Annotated in this window: 18 protein-coding genes; 5 read left to right on the top strand and 13 right to left on the bottom strand. The window is 65.7% G+C overall.

Going from position 1 to position 22,342, the window contains the following annotated elements; all coding sequences use genetic code 11:
- Positions 1 to 52 precede the first annotated feature (52 nt).
- From LQD11_RS06120 to phoB, 5 genes are all read right to left on the bottom strand, one after another.
- The gene (locus tag LQD11_RS06120; RefSeq protein WP_238616734.1) at positions 53 to 586 is read right to left on the bottom strand and encodes a SixA phosphatase family protein; all 534 of its coding nucleotides are present in this window, start codon (positions 584 to 586) and stop codon (positions 53 to 55) included.
- Positions 587 to 620: 34 nt separating this feature from the next.
- Complete coding sequence (locus tag LQD11_RS06115) at positions 621 to 1,871, bottom strand: inorganic phosphate transporter (protein ID WP_238616733.1); 1,251 nt, start codon at positions 1,869 to 1,871, stop codon at positions 621 to 623.
- Positions 1,872 to 1,905: 34 nt separating this feature from the next.
- On the bottom strand, positions 1,906 to 2,586 hold the full coding sequence (locus LQD11_RS06110) for a TIGR00153 family protein (protein ID WP_238616732.1): 681 nt from the start codon (positions 2,584 to 2,586) through the stop codon (positions 1,906 to 1,908).
- A 94-nt stretch (positions 2,587 to 2,680) separates the two neighbouring features.
- Positions 2,681 to 4,048 carry a phosphate regulon sensor histidine kinase PhoR gene (phoR, locus tag LQD11_RS06105; RefSeq protein ID WP_238616731.1) on the bottom strand — a complete coding sequence of 456 codons (1,368 nt, stop codon included), beginning with the start codon at positions 4,046 to 4,048 and terminating at the stop codon, positions 2,681 to 2,683.
- 9 nt (positions 4,049 to 4,057) lie between these two features.
- Positions 4,058 to 4,750 carry a phosphate regulon transcriptional regulator PhoB gene (gene phoB / locus LQD11_RS06100; RefSeq protein WP_238616730.1) on the bottom strand — a complete coding sequence of 231 codons (693 nt, stop codon included), beginning with the start codon at positions 4,748 to 4,750 and terminating at the stop codon, positions 4,058 to 4,060.
- Between the two features lie 401 nt (positions 4,751 to 5,151).
- Here phoB and LQD11_RS06095 point away from each other — a divergent pair, with 401 nt between their 5' ends.
- Positions 5,152 to 5,985 (top strand): tetratricopeptide repeat protein, encoded by an 834-nt coding sequence (locus LQD11_RS06095; RefSeq protein ID WP_238616729.1) that lies wholly within the window; start codon positions 5,152 to 5,154, stop codon positions 5,983 to 5,985.
- A 102-nt stretch (positions 5,986 to 6,087) separates the two neighbouring features.
- Entirely contained in the window at positions 6,088 to 6,870 is a 783-nt protein-coding gene (locus tag LQD11_RS06090; RefSeq protein ID WP_008932309.1) for a ParA family protein, read from the top strand.
- A gap of 13 nt (positions 6,871 to 6,883) precedes the next feature.
- On the opposite strand, the gene LQD11_RS06085 is transcribed toward LQD11_RS06090, so the two are convergent.
- Both LQD11_RS06085 and LQD11_RS06080 read right to left on the bottom strand, forming a co-directional pair.
- Positions 6,884 to 7,135 (bottom strand): hypothetical protein, encoded by a 252-nt coding sequence (locus LQD11_RS06085; RefSeq protein WP_238616728.1) that lies wholly within the window; start codon positions 7,133 to 7,135, stop codon positions 6,884 to 6,886.
- A gap of 8 nt (positions 7,136 to 7,143) precedes the next feature.
- On the bottom strand, positions 7,144 to 7,344 hold the full coding sequence (locus tag LQD11_RS06080; protein ID WP_238616727.1) for a tautomerase family protein: 201 nt from the start codon (positions 7,342 to 7,344) through the stop codon (positions 7,144 to 7,146).
- A 159-nt stretch (positions 7,345 to 7,503) separates the two neighbouring features.
- Here LQD11_RS06080 and LQD11_RS06075 point away from each other — a divergent pair, with 159 nt between their 5' ends.
- The gene (locus LQD11_RS06075; protein WP_008932306.1) at positions 7,504 to 7,689 is read left to right on the top strand and encodes a PLD nuclease N-terminal domain-containing protein; all 186 of its coding nucleotides are present in this window, start codon (positions 7,504 to 7,506) and stop codon (positions 7,687 to 7,689) included.
- Here LQD11_RS06075 and LQD11_RS06070 read toward each other — a convergent pair.
- From LQD11_RS06070 to dacB, 3 genes are all read right to left on the bottom strand, one after another.
- Positions 7,686 to 9,872: a YgiQ family radical SAM protein gene (locus LQD11_RS06070; RefSeq protein WP_238616726.1), complete on the bottom strand. Its 2,187-nt coding sequence runs from the start codon at positions 9,870 to 9,872 to the stop codon at positions 7,686 to 7,688. The genes LQD11_RS06075 and LQD11_RS06070 overlap by 4 nt on opposite strands.
- A gap of 10 nt (positions 9,873 to 9,882) precedes the next feature.
- On the bottom strand, positions 9,883 to 10,158 hold the full coding sequence (locus tag LQD11_RS06065; protein ID WP_008932304.1) for a late competence development ComFB family protein: 276 nt from the start codon (positions 10,156 to 10,158) through the stop codon (positions 9,883 to 9,885).
- 117 nt (positions 10,159 to 10,275) lie between these two features.
- The gene (dacB, locus tag LQD11_RS06060) at positions 10,276 to 11,706 is read right to left on the bottom strand and encodes a D-alanyl-D-alanine carboxypeptidase/D-alanyl-D-alanine endopeptidase (protein WP_238616725.1); all 1,431 of its coding nucleotides are present in this window, start codon (positions 11,704 to 11,706) and stop codon (positions 10,276 to 10,278) included.
- A gap of 386 nt (positions 11,707 to 12,092) precedes the next feature.
- Between dacB and LQD11_RS06055 the strand changes: the two genes are divergently transcribed.
- Positions 12,093 to 12,377 carry a 2Fe-2S iron-sulfur cluster-binding protein gene (locus tag LQD11_RS06055; RefSeq protein WP_090209413.1) on the top strand — a complete coding sequence of 95 codons (285 nt, stop codon included), beginning with the start codon at positions 12,093 to 12,095 and terminating at the stop codon, positions 12,375 to 12,377.
- A gap of 39 nt (positions 12,378 to 12,416) precedes the next feature.
- A complete protein-coding gene (locus LQD11_RS06050; RefSeq protein ID WP_200176023.1) occupies positions 12,417 to 12,773 on the top strand; it encodes a 2Fe-2S iron-sulfur cluster-binding protein in 357 nt (118 codons plus the stop codon).
- A 169-nt stretch (positions 12,774 to 12,942) separates the two neighbouring features.
- Here the strand turns inward: LQD11_RS06050 and recD are convergent, their stop codons facing one another.
- The 3 genes from recD to recC are packed head-to-tail and all read right to left on the bottom strand — an operon-like array spanning position 12,943 to position 22,299.
- Positions 12,943 to 15,060: an exodeoxyribonuclease V subunit alpha gene (gene recD, locus LQD11_RS06045; RefSeq protein ID WP_238616724.1), complete on the bottom strand. Its 2,118-nt coding sequence runs from the start codon at positions 15,058 to 15,060 to the stop codon at positions 12,943 to 12,945.
- Positions 15,051 to 18,818, bottom strand: a complete 3,768-nt coding sequence (recB, locus tag LQD11_RS06040) for an exodeoxyribonuclease V subunit beta (RefSeq protein WP_238616723.1) — start codon at positions 18,816 to 18,818, stop codon at positions 15,051 to 15,053. The genes recD and recB overlap by 10 nt, the downstream gene beginning before the upstream one ends.
- Positions 18,819 to 18,828: 10 nt before the next feature.
- Positions 18,829 to 22,299: an exodeoxyribonuclease V subunit gamma gene (gene recC / locus LQD11_RS06035; RefSeq protein WP_238616779.1), complete on the bottom strand. Its 3,471-nt coding sequence runs from the start codon at positions 22,297 to 22,299 to the stop codon at positions 18,829 to 18,831.
- Positions 22,300 to 22,342 lie beyond the last annotated feature (43 nt).

Here is a 22,342-nt window from a genome sequence, read left to right as displayed (position 1 = left end):
GGTCGAGTCTAGCAAGGGAACATGTCGGGAGGATAACAGCCGGGCGAGCCTGTCAGGCCAGCTTGCGCAACTGCCCCTGGGTCAGCAGCCAGTGGAGCGTGGCACGCCCCGGCTGCATGCCCAGGCTCACGTCCAGGCAGCAGACCCCGCCTTTTTTCATTCGCACCAGCGATCGCCGCTCCCCGGCCAACAGCCAGCCGGCCAGCAGGGACAAGTGGGGTTCGTGCCCCACCGCCAGCAGGGTCGGCGGGCAGGACTGTTCGTGCACCCAGTCGGCGAACTGCATCGGGTCCGCCTCGGGAATCAGGGTCGGCGCGGACGCGATCTCGGCGTCGGGGAACACTTCGTGCAGAATCTGGGCGGTCTGGGCCGCCCGGCTATAGGGGCTGGTGACGATGCCCACCGGCCCTTCCACCAAACGGTGCAGGCCCCGAGCGGCTCGACGCATGCGGCTGATACCCTCTTGCGTCAGGGGGCGCAGGTGATCCCCCTGGCCGGTGGCGGCAAACTCGGCGGCATCACCGGCCTGACTGTGGCGCACCAGGACCAGATGGCGAAGCGGATGGCCTGTCTTCATCTGCGGCATGGATTGATCTCCCTTGCAAGTGCCTGGGACCAGCCTAGCTGAAAGCAGCCCGGATGATGAAGAAGAAGAGGATGGACAGCAGTGCCCCGGCCGGCAGGGTAATGATCCAGGACATGAAGATCGCGCGCACCACGCTCAGGTTGATGGCTGCAATCCCCCGCGCCAGACCCACCCCCAGGATGGCACCCACCAGGGTATGGGTGGTGGAGATGGGCAGCCCGGTGCCGGAGGCCAGAACCACGGTCATGGCCGCCGCCAGGGTGGCGGCAAAGCCGCGGCTGGGGGTGAGTTGGGTGATGCCCGTGCCCACCGTGGCGATCACCCGATGGCCGTAGGTCACCAGACCCAACACGATGCCGACCCCACCCAGCAGCAGAATCCACATGGGCATGGGGGTATGCACAGACACTTCCCCGCTCTGCACCACGCTGACCACCGCCGCCAGCGGACCGACGGCATTGGCCACGTCGTTGGAACCATGGGCGAAGGCCATGGCGCAGGCGGTCACCAGCATCAGGACGCCGAAGACCTTTTCCACGTTGCTGAAATGGAAGTCCCGGTCATCGGCGGGGTCGAAACGCAGGCGGCGGATGGCCAGCAGTCCCAGGCCCGCCGTCATCAGGGCAAAGGCGGCGGCGATGCCGTAACTCTGGAAGGTGGTGAGGTCCATCCCCAGATGGGTCAGCCCCTTGAGCAGGGTGATGAGGGCGGTGAAGAAGGCGGCGAGGAAAATGTAGTAGGGAACGTAGCGCTTGGCATTGTCCAGGGGATTGGGTGTGTCCAGAATCAGGATCTGGACACTGCGGAAGAGGACGAAGGCGACCACTCCCGACAGGGCCGGCGACAGGACCCAACTGATGGCGATGGCGCCCACCTTGCCCCATTGCACCGCTTCCATGCCGATGGCCACGATGGCAAAGCCGATGATGGCACCTACGATGGAATGGGTGGTGGACACCGGCCAGCCGAAGATGGAGGCCACCAGCAACCAGGTCCCCGCCGCCAGCAGGGACGCCAGCATGCCGAAGACCAGGATCTCCGGTGTCCCCGCCAGTAGATTGGCGTCCAGCATCCCGGAACGGATGGTCTGGGTCACCGCCCCACCCGCCAGCCAGGCGCCGGCGAACTCGAAAATGGCGGCGATGATCACCGCCTGCTTGATGGTCAGGGCACGGGATCCCACCGAGGTGCCCATGGCATTGGCTACGTCGTTTGCGCCCACACCCCAGGCCATGAAAAAGCCGAAGATGCACGCCAGGACGATGAATAGCGTCGCGTATTCCATAGGATTGTCAGTTTTTTTGCAGGTCTGAAGGGGATCAGTGGGCCAGCATGAGTCGCAGGCGACTACCGACCCGCTGTGCCAGGTCGGCCAGGTCACCGATCTCGTCGATGATCCGGTACATGAAGATCACATCCACCGGCGGCAGGGCCCGTTCCATGGCAAAGAGTTCGGCACGGACCCGGATCTGGATCCGGTCGGTATCGTGCTCGATGGTATCGAGCTCCTTGAGGATGGATTCCATCACATCCACTTCATGCCCCCGAAAGCCGGTCTCCACCAGGTCTTCCAGTTCATGCACGGCCTGGGAGGCCTTGCGGGTCGCCTCGGAGCAGCGGCTCAGGAAATCCCTCAGCAGGGGGTGGAGATTGTCGGGGAATGTCATCCGGCGGCCCAGGATCAGGCCGGCGATGTCCTTGGCGGTATTGGCGATGCCGTCCTGGACGGTGAGGGTTTCCAGGATGTCCCGGCGTGACATGGCCAGCATCATGCCCTTGGGCAGGTGCTGACGCAGATCTTTCTTGAGCAGGTCCGCCTCGTGTTCCAGTTCGGCGATGCGATTGCGCCGGACTTCGGCCTGTTCCCAGTCCTGAGCCATGACCGCCTCCATGAAGGCAGGCAGTTCAGCCACACAGGCCTGCACCTTTTCGGCATGAAGCTGCAGGGGACGGACCGGTGACTTACCGAACAGATCGAAAAAATAACTCTTTGGAGGCATGGGGTGACCAGACCTGGAAAACAGCGATTGTAACGGAATTATGACGCCGGACGGGAGTTTCAGATCCCGCATTCACATCGCTGTCATGAAATATTCATATTGATCCGTCCGATACCTCCTTGGCCCGCTCTGCCCGGGCGGCCTCACTGCCGCGCCGCACGATCCGGTCACGCCCGAAATGACAGGTGAAGGTGCTCCCCTCCCCCGGCGTGCTCTCGATCTGCAGGCGGGCGCCGTGACGCTGCAGCACATGCTTGACGATGGCAAGACCCAGTCCGGTGCCGCCGGTGTTGCGACTGCGATCCGAATCCACCCGATAGAAGCGCTCCGTCAGACGGTGGACATGCTGGGGAGGGACGCCGATACCGGTATCCCGGACCTGGAAACGGGCGCCATGCTCATCTTCGTGCCAGTGCACGCTGATGGTGCCGCCATCGGGCGTGTAGTTGATCGCGTTGGTGACCAGGTTGGAAAAGGCACTGTGCAGCTCGGTATTGGACCCTCGCAACCAGAGACCCTCGTCCACCTCCAAGGTCAGATGCTGCCCCCGCTCCCCGATCAGCATGCGCGCCTCTTCCTCGATGCCGTGAATCAGGGCGGGCACGCTCACCGGTGACTGCGCGGTGGCCGCGGTGTCCCGGGTCTCCAGTCGGGACAGGGTCAGCAGATCCTCGATAATGCGCCGCATGCGAACCGCCTGGGACTCCATGGAACGCAGGGAGCGCCGGATCTCCGGCTCCAGAGAGTCTTCATCCGCCAGCGCTTCCAGATAACCGGCGATGACCGTGAGCGGGGTGCGCAGCTCATGGGAGACATTGGCGACAAAGTCGCGACGCATGGATTCGAGCATGTGCAGACGGGTGACGTCCCGCACCGACAGCAGGAACTGCTTGTCACCGTAGGGCACGATGCGGGCAGAGAGCATGACCCGCTCGTCCGGACCGCGGGGGAACTCCACCGCGTCGCTGTAATCGCCGGAGTACATGTAGCGGACAAACTCGGGATGACGCAGCAAATTAGTGACACGTCGACCGATATCCCGGGGGGACTCCAGTTCCAGCAGACTGATGGCGGCGCCGTTGAACCACTCGATGTCGAAGCGGCTACCCAGGATCACCGTGGCATCCGGCATGGCGGCACTGGACTCATGAAAGCGGTTGAGCAGCTTGGCGATCTTCTTCTTGCGCCGCCGGTTGCGCTGGTAAAGCCGGTACTGCTCGTAGATCAGATCACCCCAGACCCCGCTGGCATGGGGCGGCTCGGATCGCTTGCCCACTTGGATCCAGCGATGGAAACGGTGCAACTGACGCAACTGCCAGCCCGTATAGGCGGACAAGGCGAGCACCAGCATCCAGGCCAGGTGACCGAACAGGGCACCCAGCACCAGACCGGCAAGAATGAAACCGGACAGGCGCCAGAATTCCACCTTCCACGGACTGCCTGAACGGGAATCCAGGAGCATGGGCCGGGCCTACGCCTGCAGGGAAAAACGGTAGCCGGCACCGCGCACCGTCTGCACGAAACGGTCGCAGCCGGACGGGGCCAGCACCTTGCGCAGGCGCAGGATGTGGACGTCCACCGTGCGCTCCTCCACATAGGTATTGCGCCCCCAGACCCGGTCCAGCAACTGGGAACGGGAATAAACCCGCTCGGGATGGGTCATGAAGAAGTGAAGCAAGCGAAATTCCGTCGGTCCCATCTCCAGGGCCTCACCGTCCACGGTCACCCGGTGACTGGAAGGGTCCAGGGTCAGGCCGTCCACGGTGATGGGTCTGGACTGTTCCTCCGGGATACTGCGCCGCAATACCGCCTTGATTCGGGCCACCAGCTCCCGGGGGGAAAACGGCTTGGTGATGTAGTCATCCACGCCGGCCTCCAGAGCCCCCACCTTGTCGTCCTCCTCGCCACGGGCGGTGAGCATGATGATGGGCAGCTCGGCGGTGTATTCCTCGCGCTTGAGACGTCGGGCCAGATCAATGCCGCTGGTGCCGGGGAGCATCCAGTCCACCACCACCAGATCCGGCAACCGTTCCGCCAATCGGGTATGGGCCTCGTTGGCATCACCGGCCTCCACCATGCGAAATCCGGCCCGTGACAGGGCAAAACCCACCATCTCGCGAATGGCCGGCTCGTCCTCGACCAACAATATGGTCTTCTCGGTCATGTGTTCATCATCCTTCAGCCTGTCTTTGACGCGGCTATTACAACGAGAATTTATGACATGACGGTGACATTACAATGACTGCGGCCACCGCCCCCCCTTTTCGGGATGTCATGCCACGGACACATTGCAGGATTAAAGTGACGAATCCGTTAAGGAGTGGATTCCCGCTTGCGCGGGAATGACCGGAGGCAAAACCATTCTCTGAATGGCTCGAAAACTGGATTCCCGCCTGCGCGGGAATGACGGGCCTCGCGGGCAGGGCCGCTCCCTCACGGGTCGGCGCTACCGCCGATGATGGATCGGCACTCCCGCCGACGGTGGGTCGTCGCGCCCGCGAAAGCGGGAGCCCAGGATTTTCACTCCGGCACGAAATGACATTATCAGACCCTCAAGAGAACGCCATGCGCATCCTGCTTTTAACCCTGTTGCTGCTGTCGACCAGCGCCGCTTCGGCAAATCCGGCACCGGATCCGGATCCAGAGGCACAGGCCCATCAGTACCTGGCGCAGGACCCGCCGGCCCATGATCAGGCCAGAGCCCTGTTCATGCAGGCCGCCGAGCAGGGTTCACCCACCGCCATGGCCTACCTGGGATGGCTGTTCGAACACGGTCACGGAACGGCACCCGACGGTGAACAGGCGGTGTACTGGTACGGCCAGGCCGCCCGTGCGGGCGCCCTGCCCTATGCCATGCATCTGGGCTGGATCCATCTGAGGGGCGAACTGGTCCCACGGGACCGGGAAACCTCGGAAGACTGGTTTCGATACGCCATCGACCAAGGGCATGCGCCCGCCCGGGTGGCGCTGGCCTCCATCTGGATCGCCGACGCCCTCGGAGGACGCGATCCGGATCTCGCCCTGGCAGCGGAGGCCCTGCTATTGCCGGCCATGGAAGCCGGTGAAGTGCTGGCCCTGTATTTCCTGGCACGACTCTATATCGAGGGAATCGGCGGCGTGACGGCGGATGACGACAAGGCCTTCCACTACACCCATGAGGGTGCTCACCAGGGTCACCCCCGCATGCAGGCCTGGCTGGCCATGATGCACGCGGAAGGTCGGGGCGTGACCGCCGACCCCGTGGCCGCCATCCAGTGGTCGAATCTGGCGGCGGCGGGGGGCGACGAACTGGGGATGGAACTGCGCCGGACGCTGGAATCCCGGGCCACGCCGGAGCAGATCCAGGAGGGCCGGGGCCGGGCCGTGACCTGGGCGCTGTCCCATGGACAGCCGGACTGAGGGTCCGACAGTCCTCGACCCCGGGGGCGCCTTTGTCTAAACTGCCCCACCAACTGAGGCATGGACACCCTGTCCATGCGCCATTCCGGTTGGGAGCAGTACATGAGACGCGTGATCTTCAATCAGAAAGGGGGGGTGGGAAAGTCCACCATCACCTGCAACCTGGCGGCCATCAGCGCCAGTCACGGCCTGCGGACGCTGGTCATCGACCTGGACCCCCAAGGCAATTCCAGCCATTACCTGATGGGACAGGCCGCCGATACCTGCAAGCACACCATGGCGGACTTCTTTGCCTCCACCCTGGGCCTGATGCGGCTCACCGGACGCACCGCCTCCCTGGCCCAGTTCGTCAGTCCCACCCCGTTCGAGAACCTGAGCATCCTGCCCGCCAACCGGGAACTGGAAAACCTGCAAACCAAGCTGGAGTCCCGCTACAAGATCTACAAGCTGCGCGACGCCCTGGACGCCATCGCCGGGGATTATGACTGCATCTACATGGACACCCCGCCGGCATTGAACTTCTTCACCCGTTCAGCCCTGATCGCCTCGGAACGCTGCCTGATTCCCTTCGACTGCGACGATTTTTCCCGCCGCGCCCTGTACGAGCTGCTGGACAACGTGCGGGAGATCCAGGAAGACCACAATGACCGGTTGCAGGTGGAAGGCATCATCGTCAATCACTTCCAATCCGGCGCCAACCTACCTCGGGCGCTGGTGGACGAACTGATCAGCGAGAACCTGCCGGTACTGGCCACCTACCTGTCGGCCTCGGTGAAGATCCGTGAATCCCACCAGCATGCCCGCCCCATGATCCATCTGGCGCCCAACCACAAGTTGACCGCCGAGTATCAGGCCCTGTACCGACTGCTCAACGGTCACGCCTGAAACGACGGACTCGCTACTTGCGGGATTCCTTGAGGAAGAAGGCCCCCAGGCCGATGAAGATGCCGCCCACCACCAGGGCGGCGGTTCCGCCGATGCCCTGCCCTTCCCCCACGGTCAGGCGGCTGATCCAGATCTCCCCGCCCAGCAGGGTGAACAGGCCCACGCCGATCAGCAAAAGCCCCACCAGCACCAGACCCATGTCGGTCTTCTTCCGGCGTCCCCCGGGACCCGGTGCACTGCCCGAACGCTTGAACGGGTGCCGCATGATCCACCTCAGCCCTGCCGACGAAGCACGGTCACGGTCTCGCCGCCGATGCCCCAGTTGTCGGTGTCCACTTCATCGATGACCACCACCGTGGTCTTGGGGTTCTTGCCCAGCACATCCACCAGCAACTGGGTGGCGCCGCGGATCAACTCGGCCTTCTGCTCCGGGGTGGCGCCTTCACGGGTGATCTTGATGTTGACATAGGGCATGGACTGGACTCCGCTGCTTGATGAATCAAACGCCTGTCATCGGCGAGGATACCGGCATCAACGCCATGATGCCAACGGCGGCGGAGTCTGGCCAGAGCAACACGGTCCGGGTATGGTGGCAGGGGAACGTCTCTTTCCATCCATGCAACGGAGGTGTTTATGGGCTTTGAAGTCACCGGTCTTTTGGGCCTGATCCTGCTGATCGCCGTCATCTGGGCAATCGTGAGCACCATTCAGAGCCGTGCGGGCACCGGGGCCAAGGTGCTCTGGATCGTCCTGTTGCTACTGTTGCCGGTCATCGGCTTCATCCTCTGGCTGCTGCTGGGACCCAAGGCGGGGCGTTAACGACGCTTGCGGGTACGGCCGGCCACCGCACCGCGATCCGGTGCCGGACCGCGGGGACTCTTGCGCCGCGACGCGGGGCGCTCGGCGGCCTGTACCGGTCGCCGACGCCCCTCCCCCGTGGTTCCGGTTCCCGCTGGCTGGAACCGGGGCACCAGGTGGCGCTTGCCGTTGCCGATCAGGTCGGCCCGCCCCATGCGCTGCAGGACTTCCCGCAACAGTGGCCAGTTTTCCGGATCGTGGTAGCGCAGGAATGCCTTGTGCAGCCGGCGCTGACGCAATCCCTTGGCGGTCGACACCCGTTCACTGCCCCGGGTCACCGGCTTGAGCGGGTCTCGCTCGGCGTGATACATGGCGGTGGCCAGGGCCATGGGACCCGGCAGAAAGGCCTGGACCTGATCCAGACGGAAGCCGTTGTGCTTGAGCCACAGGGCCAGATGCAGCATGTCCTCATCGGTGGTGCCCGGATGGGCGGCGATGAAATACGGCACCAGATACTGTTCTTTGCCCGCCTCCCGGCTGAAGCGCTCGAACAGCGCCCGAAACCGCTCGTACACCTCGATGCCCGGCTTCATCATCCGTGACAGGGGGCCGGGCTGGGTATGCTCCGGAGCGATCTTCAGATACCCGCCCACATGGTGGGTGACCAGTTCGCGGATGTATTCCTTCGACTCCAGGGCCAGGTCGTAACGCAACCCCGAGGCGATCAGCACCTTCTTCACCCCGGGACGCTGGCGGATACGACGATACAGCCGGATCAGCGGCCCGTGATCGGTATTCAGATTGCGGCAGATGCGGGGATGCACGCAGGACAGACGGCGGCAATGGGCTTCGATGGCCTTGTCCTTGCATCCGAGCTGGTACATGTTGGCCGTCGGCCCGCCCAGGTCCGAGATGATCCCGGTGAATCCCTCCACCTTGTCCCGAATCTCGTCCACTTCCCGTTCGATGGAGTCCTCGGAGCGGGACTGGATGATGCGCCCCTCATGTTCGGTGATGGAACAGAAGGTACAGCCGCCGAAGCAGCCACGCATGATGTTCACCGAGAACCGGATCATCTCCCAGGCCGGGATGCGCGCCCCCCGATACGCGGGATGGGGGGCGCGGGCAAAGGGCAGGTCAAACAGCTGATCCAGCTCGATGGTGCTCAGGGGAATCGGCGGCGGATTGATCCACAGGTCCTTGTCCCCATGTCCCTGCACCAGGGCACGGGCATTGCCCGGATTGGTTTCCAGGTGGATCAGGCGCGAGGCGTGGGCATAGAGCACCGGGTCATCCTGCACCGTGTCGCAGTCGGGCAGACGGATGACGGTCCGTTCCCGGGGGTGGGCCGTCAAGGCACGCCGCTGGACGCGAATGACCTGGGCACCGGCGGCCTTGCCCCAGGCCACGGCTTGACCCGGGCCGCACTGCTCCGGAATCTCCTCGCAGTAAGGGTCCCGATGTCGCTGCACCGGCCCGGGCCGGTCCACCAGAGTGGAGTCCAGCACATGCCAGTCTCCCGGCGGGGTATCCAGCAAGAAGGCGGTGCCGCGCAGATCCTTCATGTCTCTGGGGTGTTCCCCCCTGGCGATACGATGGGCCGCCTCCACCAGGGCACGCTCCCCATTGCCGTAGATGAGCAGATCGGCCCGGGAGTCCAGCAATACGGAGCGGCGGACCTTGTCGGACCAGTAGTCATAGTGGGCCACCCGTCGCAGACTGGCCTCGATCCCGCCGATGATGACGGGCACGTCGCGATAGGCCTCCCGCACCCGCTGGCTGTAGACGATCACGGCCCGGTCCGGCCGCCGGCCACCCTCGTCGTCGGGGCTGTAGGCATCGTTGCTGCGCAGGCGGCGGTCGGCGGTATAGCGGTTCACCATGGAATCCATGTTGCCCGCGGTCACGCCGAAGAACAGATTGGGCCGGCCCAGGGCCTGAAAAGGCTCAGAGGAACGCCAGTCGGGCTGGGAAATGACCCCCACCCGGAAACCCTGGGCCTCCAGCAGGCGACCGATGATGGCCACCCCGAAGCTGGGATGATCGATATAGGCATCACCGGTCACCAGAATCACATCACAGCTGTCCCAGCCCAGCTGATCCATCTCGTGCCGGGACATGGGCAGGAAGGGCGCGACGCCGAAGCGTGCGGCCCAGTAGGGGCGGTAGGAAAAAAGCGGTCTGAAGACGGCAGAGGGGGTCATCTAGGAATCGTCAGGTTTCGCGCAGTTCCTGGCGCCGGTGAGTGGTACGGAAGGCATAGTCCACCGCCTCGTTGACCTGGCGGTTGATCACGTCCCAGTCCTCGTCGGTCAGGCGGGTGGTGAGATCCACGGAAAATCTCAGGTAACGGGGCGGCAGGCGATTGAGGGCCACGCAGGCCAGGTCGTCCATGTGCACGGTATCCAGCGGATCACCGGACTCCAGCAGGACGTGACGGATACGGTCGTACACCAAGTGTTCGTAGTAGTTTTGAATACCGCCGATCATTGGGAGTTCCTCCAGAAACGCAATCAGGCATGGGGCCAACCGGTATCCGCCGGTTACCCGGATAGTAGCGCAGCTTCAACGGCGTAGATATCAGGCTCGGCTCATACGACCGTGTCATTACCCCTGACGATACACCCAGCGCAGCAGGGCATCCTGGATCTCAAGACCGGCCCAGCGGTGGGCGTTGGGATGATTGATCAAGACCACCACCACCAGATCGCGTCCACCGGCGGTGCGCACATACCCGGCCACGGAAGACACACCATTGATGTAACCGGTCTTCAGGTGCATCCGCCCGGCCTCGGGCTGGCCCACGAAGCGGCGACGCAGGGTGCCGTCCATGCCCGAAAGGGCCAGGGACGAGACATACTCCGGCATGTAGGCACTCCGGCGTCCGGCCATGAGCACCCCCGCCAGCTGGCGGGCCGTGATCCGGTTGGTGCGGGAAAGACCGGCGGCGTTGTCCATGACCAGCCCCCGGGTGTCGATCCCTTCCCGTTCCAGAACCTCCCGAATGGCGGCATAGCCCTTTTCCAGGGTGGCCGGACCGCCATACCGGTGGGCCCCCAGGGCCAGCTTCATATGACGGGTCATGACATTGTTGCTGTGCTTGTTCACCGGTCGGATCAGATCCCCCAGCGGCGGGGAATGGTGCACCACCCGTGGACGGGACGTGGGATCGGGGATCCGGCCCAGCCGCCACCCCCCTTCCAGGGTGCCCCCCCACTGCCCCCACAGTTCCGTGAACAGACTGTAGGCATATTCTTCCGGCGGCAGGGCGGTGCGCAGCAGACTCACGTCCTCACAGCCCCTGGGGAACTCCCCTTCCAACAGTACCCGGGGCACTGGCTGTTCCCGGGCCACATGAAAGCCGACGCCCTGGGGAAAGGTGCCGCAGGACTGTCCACCCAATCGCAGGCGGTTGTCCAGGCGCAGATCCGCCAGTGGTGGATCCACTGCCACCTGCACGGAGCGCCCGTCTTCGGCCGGACGGAACTGGAAGCTGATGGCATTGAAGTTCATCAGCAAGGCATGGGGCGGCTGGTTGTAGGCCCGGAAGGGCTGGCCGTCGAAGGCGCCGGGATCCTCGCGGGGGATGTCGAAGTGACTCAGATCGAAGACCAGGTCGCCCTGAATGCGCTGGATACCGGTGCGGCGCAGGGCACCGGCCATCTTCCATACCTCCTGAGCCACCAGAAACGGGTCTCCCCCGCCGCGGATGTAGAGATCCCCCTGCAGGGTGCCATTGACCACCGGGGCAAAGGTATGGATTTCCGTCTGCCAGGTATGGGCCGGACCCAGCACTTCCAGGGCTGCATAGGTGGTCACCAGCTTGATGGCGGAGGCGGGATTGCGCGGCACATCCACCCGGTGTTCCAGCAACGGGGCGCCCCCCGTCACCGGCTGCACCAGGACGCTGATGCCCTCGGCGGGAACCCGGTACTGCTCCAGCAGTCGCTGCACCTGGGGCGGCAGCGGCTGGGCCGCCGCCTCCGCCATCATGAACACACACAGACACAGGGATACCAGGACACGGGCAAGCGACATGGCGGAGGATCTTCGGTACAGGGGAGGGAACATGGGCCGGAGCGTATATGGACAGTCTTGTGCAGTGCAACTCTATCGACATCTTCCCATTGTCGCTCCCCCCCTCGCCACTCCCGCGAAAGCGGGAGCCCAGAATTCGTAGTCCTGGACAGGCACTGGATTCCCGCCTGCGCGGGAATGACGGGGTCAGAACACTGACAAATATCCGGGTTGTCTTGAAGCTCACATACGCCGGGTCTTGCCCAAGCTCACTAAAAAAAACACAAATTATTGAAAATCAATAAAAATAATAAAAAAGACACAACAAAAAGACCACGGTACAAATATTGCTTCAACCCGGCTGCGAGTGATTCGCCATGACATGACGACAATGAGGAGAATGCACCGTGGCCAAGGCCAAACTGACGTTCAAGGATATCAATCTCACCGTGAGTGCCCCGGTCGGGGTGCGGGTGATCGAAATCTCGGAAAAGGTGGGCTCGGGGATCATCTATGGCTGCCGCGAAGGTGATTGCGGCACCTGCCTGATGGAAGTGGAGGAAGGCTGGAACAATCTCACCGAACCCTCCGTGGTGGAACACAAGGTACTGCGGGAAAACAACGCCGGTCGGCACCAGCGACTGGCCTGCCAGGCCCAGGTGCTCGGTGACGCCACCGTGCGCCCGGTCTGATCCGGCATCCAGTTTCATCACCTTGAGGAGATCACACCCATGCCCAACATCACCTTCACCCATCCGGACTACAAGGACAAGACCGTGTACGCGGTCGCCGGTAGCCATACCGAAACCATCCTGAAGATCGCCCGGGAAAACAAGCTGCCCATCAACTTCGACTGCCAGGATGGCGAATGCGGAACCTGCCTGATCAAGGTCACCCACCTGGACAAGAAGACCCCCAAGGGTGGCCCGCTGACCGCCAAGGAACAGACGGTGCTGCAACAACTCGGCAAGCTCAGCAGCGATGACATCGAGCAGATGTCCGTGGACGACATCCCCTCCCAATGGCGTCTGGCCTGCCAGATGATCGTCAGGGACGAGGACCTGCTGGTGGAATACGGCGTCAGCTAGGGAGATTGTGCACAGGCCCCGGCGCTTTTACCGGGGCCAACCCATTGTCAAGACTTGACATTTCCGACAGCGGAGGAAATGCTAATCCGTTGAGTCGTTTGAATTTCCCACTGGTCATTTTCTGGCCAATCTGTTTTGAACCCATGCCCGGACGGGGGTTTTGACGGGTTCATGACATGGTTTCCACAGAGTTTTCCACAGGTTTTGTGGATAGCAGCGCCCCCTTGAGTCCGCTGCTTCGAAGCACCCGCCGTTTCACCCCCGCTTCCAGAATGCCCGCCCTGGGCATCAACAGGCTGAACCACCGACTGGCGCGGGTGATGGCGGTGTAGATCAGTTCCCGGGTCAGGATGGGGCTGGGGGCGTCCGGCAGGACCAGGGCGGTGTGGCGGAATTCGGACCCCTGGGATTTGTGCACCGTCATGGCGAACACGGTTTCCACCTGCCCCAGGCGACTGGGCAGAATCCAGCGCACCCGTGGGCTGCCGTCCGCCGCCGGGAAGGCGACCCGCAATACCCGGCCGTCCGGGGCTTCCGGATCCGGCATGGACAGGGCAACGCCCATGTCCCCGTTCATCAGCCCCAGGCCGTAGTCATTGCCGGTGACCATCACCGGCCGCCCGGGATACCAGACCCCTTCCGGCGCCAGCAGACCCACCCTGCCCAGGGCCTGGGCGATGCGATGATTCATCTGTTCCACGCCCCAGGGTCCGCCACGGATTACGCACAGGCACTGAAATTCGGCCTGAGCGCCCAGGATGCGTCCGGCCCAGTCATCCACCGCTTCGCGACAGGCACCGTCACCGGGATCGGTGTCGCGCATCACGGTCAGATAGTGGGCATGGCCTCGGGGCCGCTCCCCCTGCCCTGCCCCATCATCCTGGAACAGATCCCCGCCTCCCTGGATCAACACCTGCTCCAGGGCCTTGTCACCGTCACCGCGCAACGGTACCCGGGCCAGGTCCGGCAGCCGGTCCCCACCGTCCCACACCGCCGCCACCTGGGCCGGATCCCCCCCGTTGACCGCCCTGGCCAGACGCCCGATGCCACTGTCGGCGCCGAAGCGGTGGCTTTGTCTGAGCATGATGATGTGCTGATCCAGGGGCCGGCCCGTGCTATCCACCATGGCGGGGGGCAATGCTTCACCGCTGACCCCGTGCAACCAGTCCCGGATCCTGGATGAGTAGTGACCGCCGTCGGCCCGGTCGCAGAGTTCACCCAGCACCGCGCCCGCCTCCACCGAGGCCAGCTGGTCCTTGTCCCCCAGCAGGATCAGGCGGGCCTCCGGCGGCAGCGCCTGTACCAGCTGGCTCATCAGTTCCAGATCGATCATGGAGGCCTCGTCCACCACCACCAGATCCACCGGCAGGGGGTTGCGGGCATGATGGCGGAAATGGCGACTGTTGGGCCGGCTACCCAGCAACCGGTGCACCGTGGTGACCTGGGTGGGAATGGCGGCGCGGATACGCCGACCCAGGTCATCATCCGGCAAGGGCAGCGCCCCCACCCGGCCGGCCACGGAACTGTTGAGCCGGGCAGCCGCCTTGCCCGTGGGGGCGGCCATGCGGATGCGCAGGGGCTGGCCCTCCGTCTGCCCCGACAGATGCAGGGCCTGCAGCAGGGCCAGTAGACGCACCACCGTGGTGGTCTTGCCCGTGCCCGGCCCGCCGGTGATGACCGCAAAGGCGCCACCGGCGGCCAGGGCACAGGCGATACGCTGCCAGTCGGGGGCATCGGGCCCCACCGGGCCGAACAGCCGATCCAGCCAGTGACGCATGCGCTCGCCGGACAGGGCCTGGCGCAGCCCTTCCCCCATTGCCAGCCGTTCACCGATGGCTTGCCCGATGCCCTGCTCGTACTGCCAGTAGCGCCGCAGATACAGACGCTGCCCGTCCAGCACCAGGGGCGTGGTGCCCGCGCCCGCCGCCACCAGTGACGGGACCTGCGCCAGGGCCTGATACAGGGTCGGCAGCACCAGTCCCGCCAGACACCAGGAAGGACGGGGGGGCGGCAACACCCCGTCGTCCGATTCCGGCGGCAGGGACAGACTCAGGTCCGGGTCCGCCAGCAGGGCCGCCAGGTCCAGACAGACATGCCCACGCCCCAGCTGGTGGCTGGCCAGGGCCGCCAGCAACAGCACCAGCGGCGGGGTATCCGGCACCTGTTCGTGCAGAAAGACCGCCAGGGCCCGGTCCAGGGGGCGCAGCCAACCCCGTTCGGTCCACTGATCAAGCAGGGTTCGCAACGACGGCCAGTGGGTCAGCAATGTCTGCGGTGTCATGGGCATCGCTGCTCCCGCCGGGCAAAGAGGCCGTCCAGGGCGTCCATGAAGCCGGCGTCCGGACGCTCGAAGTGAATCCCGCCGCCGTCGGCATCCAGCCCGCGCAGGAAGAAGATCAGGGCGCCCCCCATGTGCCGTTCGTAGTCATAGTCCGGCAACCGCGCCCGCAGCAGCCGGTGCAGCGCCAGACAATAAAGGCTGTACTGGAGATCGTAACGTCGGGCGGCCACCGCGCCGGCCAGGGCTTCGGGGCCATGGGCGCCGGCCGTATCCCCCAGCCAATTGGACTTGTAGTCCGCCACGTAATAGCGCCCCTGGTGTTCGAACACCAGGTCGATGAAACCCTTCATCATGCCGTTGAGGGTATCCGGCAGCAGGGCCGGCCGAGGGCGGCCGTCCAGGGTATGACGGGTCACCAGCCGGTCCAGGCTCCGGGTGTCCACCTGCCCGGCCTGGAACCAGAAATCCATTTCCGCCTGACAGTGGGCCAGTTGCCCCAGGACCAGGGGCGCACCGCCCGGCTCCCATTGCAGGGGGAGCCGCAGCAGATCCCGCAACCACTGGTCAATCGGATCGATCCAGCGCTCCCAGCCCCGGTGATGACAGCGCCGGGCCACCAGTTCCCTCAGCGGTGCCGGGTCCCGGGCCAGGGTCTCGAAGCCGGTGCGGGCCATCCACTCCAGGAGGCCGTGGAGGAAGGTGCCGGGCTCGGGACCCCGGGGGAAATCCGCCGGTGGCGCGACCACCGGGGATGGGGATTGCGTCGGGGTATCCGCGCCATTCCGGGCCGGTGGCGCGGCAGGGGGGGATCCGGCCTCGTCGACGGCCTCCCGCAGACGCTCCTCCTGGGCCGACTCCGGATCGGGGCGCGGCACCGGATGGTCCTGGCCGACGAGCCTTAATGCACTGTAACTGGCGATCCACCAATGTTCCCGGGCCGGGCGCAGGGGCCGCCGGGCCGGGCGAATGCCCGCCGTGACCGGCGCCCGCTCCGGAAGGCCCGGTGCAATCACCGGCACCGGTGGGGCGGGCATGATCCGGATCACCTCATCAATGGGCGGCGCCTGCACCGATGACATATCCGTGGGCAGCAGATCATCGGCCCGCAGGGCTTCCAGCCGGGCACGCAGTTCGGCCGGCGCGACGGGCTTGCCGCCCCCGAGCAGGCTGCCCAGGGCGCTGCGATGAAAACCACCGTCCCGGCTGCGATCCTTGACCGGCGCCACCCCCAGCCAACAAGCATGACAGGCCCGGGTCACCGCCACATAGAGCAGACGCACATCCTCCGCCAGACGGGCCTCGTCGGCCCGCTCAAGGTCCTCCGGGGAGGGCGTGAAACTGACCACCCGTCGCCCCGAACCGTCCCGGTAGATCAGGGGCGGCTTGCCGCCGTTGCCGGGCCGGTAACCGGCAATGAAGGGCAGGAACACCAGGGGATACTGCAACCCCTTGGACTTGTGGATGGTGACCACCTTCACCAGATCCTCGTCACTTTCCAGGCGCAGGATCTGCTCTTCAGCGGCCTGCCGGTCCGCCTGCCGGTGCTCCACCAGATGGCGGATCAGGGCATGCTCTCCCTCCAGCTCCGTGGCGGCCGCTTGCAGCAGCTCGCTCAGGTGCAGCAGGTTGGTGAGCCGGCGTTCGCCGAAGGGCTGACTGAACAGGCGCCGGGGCAGCTCGAAGTCATGCATCAGGTGCCGCAGCATGGGCAGCACGCCCTGGCTGCGCCAGTACCGGCGGTAGCCGCGGAACTGTTCCACCCGGCGTTCCCAATGCAGTTCATCCTGGTTGAGGGCGTCCAGTTCCGTCAGGGACAGGTCCAGCAGCGGGGTGGCCAGGGCCGCCCGCAGCAGACGGTCGGATTCCGGCTCCGCGCAGGCCCGCAACCAGCGCAGCAGGTCGCCCGCCTCCGGGCTGAGATAGACCGACTCCCGGTCGGAGAGATAGACACTGCGGATCTGATGGGCACGCAGGGCCGCCTGGATCAGGTTGGCCTCGCCCCGGTCCCGAACCAGCACCGCCATGTCCCGGGGTTTGAGGGGGGTGAAACCGGGATTGTCCGGGTCGGCGGGGTGGGTGAAACCCGCCCCGCCGGTGCGACCGGCCGCCAGCAGGTCCGCCATCGCCCCGGCACAGCGTACCGCCATGGTATCCATGTAGGCCTGTCTGCCCAGGGTGTCATCGCCCTCCAGATGCCACAGGGTCAGGGCCGGCAGGGGTTGGCCCTGCACCTGCAGGCGCGTGTCGCGACCACGGGCCCGGACCGGCAGGAAGGGCACCGGATTGTCCGCGGTCCGGTCGGGCCGGAACAGGAACGCCCCCCGGGGATGCTCCCGTTCTCCCAGGGCAAACAGCCGGTTGAAACCGGCCACCGCCGCCTCGGTGGAACGATAATTGACACCCAGGGTGTAATGACGCCCCCGGGTGGCCAGGCGAGCCTTGAGGTAGGTATGGATGTCGGCGCCGCGAAAGGCATAGATGGACTGCTTGGGATCACCGATCAGGAACAGCCCGGCATCCGGCGTGCCCGCCGCCAGGTCGTAGACCCGCTCGAAGATGCGGTACTGCACCGGATCCGTATCCTGAAACTCGTCGATCAGGGCCACCGGAAACTGACGGCGCAGGGTGACGGCCAGACGATCACCGTTGGGTCCGTCCAGGGCGTCCCGCAGGCAGGTCAGCAGATCATCAAAGCCCAGCTGGGCCCGACGGCGCTGGGCCTGGCGAAAACGCCGCTGCACCCAGGCCGCCGCGTGACCCAGCACCTCGGCGGCCAGATCCCGGTCCAGTTCATCCGCCTGCTCCAGCAGCTCAAAGGCCGGGTGGAGATTAGCAGGCAGGCTGCCCCCCTTCTTGAGCCGGGCATTCATGCCGGACCGGCTGAGCTGTTCCAGCGGGTCCTGACTGCCCGGGGGCTCGGGGCGCAACCGGGACGGTTCCTGGGCCCATTGGCGCATGCACGCCAGCAGACGATCGGAATTGCGATACTTGTTGCCGTTGAGCACGGGCAACAGGCCATGGCGGAACTGATCCGCCAGGGTGTCGAAGTCATCCCGCCAGGGGGCCTTGAGGCGTTCCAGCAGGGACACCCGCGCCGCCAGAATCCCGTCCAGGCAACCCGGCTCATCCTGGGGCGGATCTCCCGCCAGCAACCGTGAGAGGATGGGCAGCAGGGCCTGTGGCCCGTCACCCAGCACCTGCCGAAGCAGGCCGAAATCGGCCGCGCCGCGGGGATAGACCACGGTGCGCCAGTAATCCCGCACCGCCTCGGCCAGCAGTTCGGACTGATCCGTCGCCAGGTTCTGGGTAAACAGACTGCCGCTGTCGAAGGCGTGTTCCCGCAGGGCCCGGTAACACCAGCTATGGATGGTGGATACCGCCGCCTCGTCCATCCACTGGGCCGCCTGCTCCAGACGGCGGGCCGCCTGGGCGCGTTCAGCCGCGTCGGGATGATCCGCCAGCAGGGCCGACAGGAACGCATCCGGCGACCGTCCGAGAGGGTCACGAAACACCCGGGCCGCTTCCATCAGCCGGGCATGGATCCGTTCCCTCAACTCCCGGGTGGCCGCCTCGGTGAAAGTGACCACCAGGATCCGGGGCGGCAGCAAAGGCTCGGGAAAGGCGTTCGCCCCGCCATGGCCCAGCACCAGCCGCACATAGAGGGCGGCAATGGTGAAGGTCTTGCCGGTGCCGGCGCTGGCCTCGATCAGGCGGCTGCCGTGAAGGGGAAAATGCAGGGGATCCAGAACCTGGACATGGGACATGGGATAGGCCTCAATCCTTGCCCAGCAGATAGGCGGCCCGGCTCAGGGGGCCGTAGAGGTCGCGGGCCCAGGCCGGGAAATCCGGCTGGGCCAGCAGGGATCGGGTATCCGGCCAGGCCCGGGCCAGCCAGGGGTCCTGGTCCACCGCGCCCCCCCTGAACCCGTCCCCTTCATGGACCCGGGTCAGGATCTCTTCCGGGTCCTTGCCGTCCCGCTCCAGTGCATCCAGCCAGGCACTGCTGCCCCGGCAGTAGGCCGGGAGGGGGCGGGTCATTCCCGTTTCCCAGGCCCGCAGCAGGGTGTGCAGATGGTCCCGGGCCTCCTGTGCCGGCAGCGGGTCCAGGCACAGGGTGTCGTCCAGCCCCATCATCATCGTGCGCAGGGTGAGTCCCCGGGCATGGGCCATCAGGTGCTGCACCCAGGCCAGGCAGGTCTGGTCCAGACGCTTGAAGGGATTGACATTTGCCCTCAAGGTACCGGCCCGGTACAACAGATGCACCCGTTCCCCGGCCGCGTCCAGACGCAATCGGGGCAGCCAGCCTTCCACCACCCGGCCCTCGTGCTCGAAACGCAGCAGTTCCGGGCGCGGCAACCGCCGGGGGCAGGCCCGGACCGCTGCCTGCCAGGTGACGACCAGGTTCATCGCCTCGGCCCGCAGATGGTCGGCCTGCTGGCGCCCGATCTCTCCCAGGGCCAGCCGGCCGCTGCGCTGCCAGCCGATCAAGGCCGTCTCCAGGCGCTCGGCGGCCTGCTCCGGATCGGCATCGTCCGCCAGGGCTGCCCCCAGCAGATGATCCAAGGCCTGCCAATGGTCCAGGCCATCCAGAACGAAAGGCTCCTGGTCTTCGCCGGCACTCGGTGCCTCGTCGAAGTGGACCTTGAGGCGGTGGCGGAAAAAGCTGCGCACCGGGTCCTTGAGAAAGGCTGCGAGGTCTTCGGCGGGCAGTGCCTCTTCCAGTATCGGTGGGGGCAGTGCTTCCCCTTGGCGGGGAAATTGCCGTTCGCGGGCAAGGCCCGCCCCCACGCCGACATGTAGGGCTTCCCACTCCCGGGCATAGGTGAAGCGTCCGTCGTCATCGCCCTGGAAATAGGCCCGGCCAAAGGGCTGCAACGGGTAGTCGGTGGTCAGGGCCTTGAGCAGGGCTTCCCCGTTATTATTGCCCTCGCCCCGCAGGCACCAGCCGGCGGCCAGGTGATCCCGCAACTGGCTCACCAATACCGACGGTGGCTGCAAGGCATTGTCGCGGATACCCCGTCCCACCCAACTGATATAAAGGTGATCCCGGGCCGACAGCAGGGCCTCCAGGAACAGGTAGCGGTCATCCTCCCGGCGCGAGCGGTCGCCGGGGCGGTGCTCTCCGGCCATGAGATCGAAATCCATGGGAACATGGGCACGGGGATAGTCGCCGTCGTTCATGCCCAGCAGACAGACCACCCGGTACGGGATGGCGCGCATGGGCATGAGGGTACACAGGGTCACCGCCCCGGACAGGAAGCGCTGGGACAGGTGGGACTCGTCCAGGGTACCGAGCCAGTGCTCCCGCACCACGGTGAGCGGCAGGGCCTCCACCATGCCCGCCGTTTCGCACAGGGTTTCCCAATGCTCCAGGGCCTCGTCCATGCGCCGCAGCATGAGCTGCTCACGCTCCTGCGCGGGGGCGAAGAAATTCTGCATCAGGGTGCGCAGGCGTGTCCCCCAGACCGACGGCGTGGCCGGTTCGGCAAGACTCCGCCAGGCCTGGTCCAGGGCCTCCAGCAAGGCATGGAGAGGACCGATGAGGGCGGCATCCAGGCCGCTGATCTCGTCGTAGGGCTCAATCTCCCGCCAGGGGCCTGGACTGCCCGCGGCATAGCCCAGCAGCATGCGCCGCAGGCCGAAGCGCCAGGTGTTCTGCTCCAGCCCTTCCGGCAGGGACAGGGCGGAGCGCTGCCGGGCGTCCAAGCCCCAGCGGATGCCCGCCCCTTCGATCCAGGCCCGCAGGCGCGGCAGATCCCCCTGCCCGATGCCGAAGCGGTCGCGCAGGGCCGGCAGATCCAGCAGGTCCAGCAGTTCGCTCACCGACAGTCGGGACTCGGGCAGGCGCAGGAGCTGTTCCAGCACCATCAGGAAGGGGTCCCGCCCCCGCCGGGCCTGGTCGGAGAAACAGAACGGGATGTGACGGGGATCATCCGGGCGGGTCTGGCCGAACACCGCCTGGACGTGGGGCGCATACCGGTCCACGTCGGGGACCATGACGATGATGTCCCGGGGCCGCAGGCTCGGGTCCCGGGAAAACCGCGCCAGCAGCTGGTCATGGAGGATCTCCACTTCCCGCTGGGGACTGTGGGCCACATGGAAGCGGATGGAATCATCTTCCGTCGGATCCACCGGGGGCCAATGGTCGCGAGTCTCCGCCAGAGGGCACAGATCGAGGATGTCATCCTGCAGTTGCTGCAGCAGGGTTTCGCCTCCCCGGGGTTCGAACAGGTCGATGCGCTGCCAGGGCAGCGACTCCAGCAGACTGCGGTAGTGACCGGGATCATCGTGCTCATCCAGCAGACGGATGTAGTCACGCCCCTGCTTGCCCCAGGCCGCCAGCAGGGGATGGGCGTGGTTGTGCAGGTCCTCCTCGGCGATGACATCGGGCATACCGGCCTTGGGGGACTGACGGCGACGCCGGGCACGCAGCAGGTCCTTGTCGCTGATGATGTCGGCCCAGTAATGGCGACAGGGATTGTGCACGCACAGCAGCACCTGGCTGAAGCGGGCCAATCCCTCCAGGGCCTCCAGGGTCTGGGCCGGCAACGAGGAGATGCCGAACACGATCACCCGCCGCGGCAAACCGGGGGGACGGGCCTCCAGGGCACGGACCCGGTCCATGAACCGGACATGCACCCCGGCACGGCTCAGGCTGCGGGCATCGGGGGGCATATCCTCGATCAGGGCGCGCCACAGGGCCGGCTGCCAGCGGCTGTCCTCCCCGTCCAGGGGACGCAGCACGCCCCGAGGATCCCGCGCCTGGTCCCTGCCCGCGGCCCAGTCGTCCAGCCAGTCGGCCCGATAGACCTGATACTGGTCCAGCAGGTCCGCCAGGCGCAGGGCCAGCTGGTGGCGCTTGCGCAGGTCCGCATCATCGGTCAGGAATCGGCGCAGGGGGGCGAAGGCCGGCTGTTCCAGGCATTCGGGCAACAGGCGCATGAGGCGCCAGGTGAGCGGGTCCTTGGCGAAGGGGGATTCGGTGGGCACGGCCTCGGCGCCGAGGACGGCCCGATAGGCGTTCCAGAGGAAGCGGGCGGGCAGCTGGACATCCAGGGCGGCGGCGATGCCCATGCCGGCTTCCGGGCCGTCCGGGTCCATCGCCAGGGCCAGCTTGAGCCACTGGGCGATGCCGTTACTCTGGACCAGGATGGTCTCGTTTTCCAGCGGCGCCAGGGGGTGGCGACGCATCCATTCCACGGCCAGGGCGCGCAGGTCTTCCAGGCGGTTGCCGTGGACCACCATGAAACCGGGGTTGATGGGGGCTGCGGTCAAGGCGAGACTCCGT

The organism is Ectothiorhodospira shaposhnikovii, assembly GCF_022227765.1.
Lineage (GTDB): Bacteria > Pseudomonadota > Gammaproteobacteria > Ectothiorhodospirales > Ectothiorhodospiraceae > Ectothiorhodospira.
The sequence above is the reverse complement of the archived record's forward strand: the minus strand, read 5'-3'. Positions and strand labels throughout refer to the sequence as shown.